Raw genomic sequence first — 1,289 nt, forward strand, 5'->3', positions numbered from 1 at the left:
CGCGGGCGCAGCAACATCCTTCCAGGCCGCCCTGCGGGCAGGCCAGATCGGATGTCACCCATCGACGCGGCCGTCCCCGCCATGGCCGTGCTCTCATCTGGAACGACGAGCAAGGCCACCGTGCTACGTCACTATTCGGGGCTCAACTCACTTCCTTCCCCGCCCACCGCCATCTACCTGTACATTTGAGGCGTGGGGAACATCTATCAATCTGACCCGTGGGCAATTTTCGAACGCGCTCTTGGAAACACGGTCTTCCAGAGGTCCGGGGATAATTGGGCCTACCTCGCAGTACTTCGCAGCGGGATGGGCTGGCGTTACCTGCACTGTCCTCACGGGCCGGATGTGAATACAGTGGAGGAATTTGATGCCGCTCTCGCGGATCTTAGGCAGATAGCTCGTACTGAGAATTGTTGGTTCATTCGCGTGGAACCACCTCTCGGCTCAGGCCTTTCCCGAGCGCGGGAATCTACGCAGGAAGCGTTGCGTCATCGAGGGTTGCGCCGCGCCCCGCACGATGCCCTGCCCGAATACACACAGATCATCGACCTCACACGTGACGAAAATGACATCCTCCAAGATATGGACGGCCACAACCGAAAAAGGTATCGAAATATTCACAAGAAGGGTGTCACATTCACGGATTCAACCGACCCTAAGGACATCGAGCTACTCATTCCTATACTTGACGCCATTGCCCAACGCCATGGGTACGTCCGTAAACAAAACGACTATCTTAGAACAGTTGCCCAAGTATTAATGCCTTTCGGAGTGGCTAGGTTATATATAGCCTGGTTAGCCGAGAAAGTCCTTGAGGTCACGTTGGTTTACGATTGGGAAGGTACGCGCATTCAGGCCTATGGAGGAATGGACTATGAGCATAGGAAATTGAATGCCGGAAATGCCCAAACAGTTCGAATGATCCTTGAGGCAAAAAAACTGGGGCTCGCCCAGTTTGATCTTGGAGGTATCGCACCAGAGGACGCGGGCCCCGATCACCCTTGGTCGGGCTTCACCAAATTTAAAAAATCCTTTGGAGGGCGATCGGAGTCCTGCCTCGGTTCCTGGGACCTGCCTATCCACCGTTTGCGATACGCAATTTTTCCTTCACTTTTTGCCGTCCGCTACCGATACGCTCTCGTGCGATCCAAAGTCGCGCACCTATTGACGCGAACTACTCGTGCAACAGGCTTCTAAGGGCTCGTCATTGAAGTCGTTGACCGGTTGGCTATCTTGAGGATGTCGGGGCTGGTCCTGGTCCACCCGAACGGGTGGCAGCGGTCGATCCA

2 protein-coding genes are annotated in these 1,289 nt (G+C 55.2%); both read left to right on the forward strand.

Annotated features, from left to right (window positions below; translation table 11 throughout):
• Nucleotides 1-189, forward strand: a 189-nt coding sequence (locus tag GMA12_RS18645) for a hypothetical protein (protein WP_206064742.1), incomplete at its 5' end; no start/stop codon positions are given.
• A gap of 3 nt (nt 190-192) precedes the next feature.
• A complete protein-coding gene (locus GMA12_RS18120; protein WP_156270876.1) occupies nt 193-1,197 on the forward strand; it encodes a lipid II:glycine glycyltransferase FemX in 1,005 nt (334 codons plus the stop codon).
• Nucleotides 1,198-1,289 lie beyond the last annotated feature (92 nt).

The organism is Kocuria sediminis (genome assembly GCF_009735315.1).
GTDB lineage: Bacteria > Actinomycetota > Actinomycetes > Actinomycetales > Micrococcaceae > Kocuria > Kocuria turfanensis.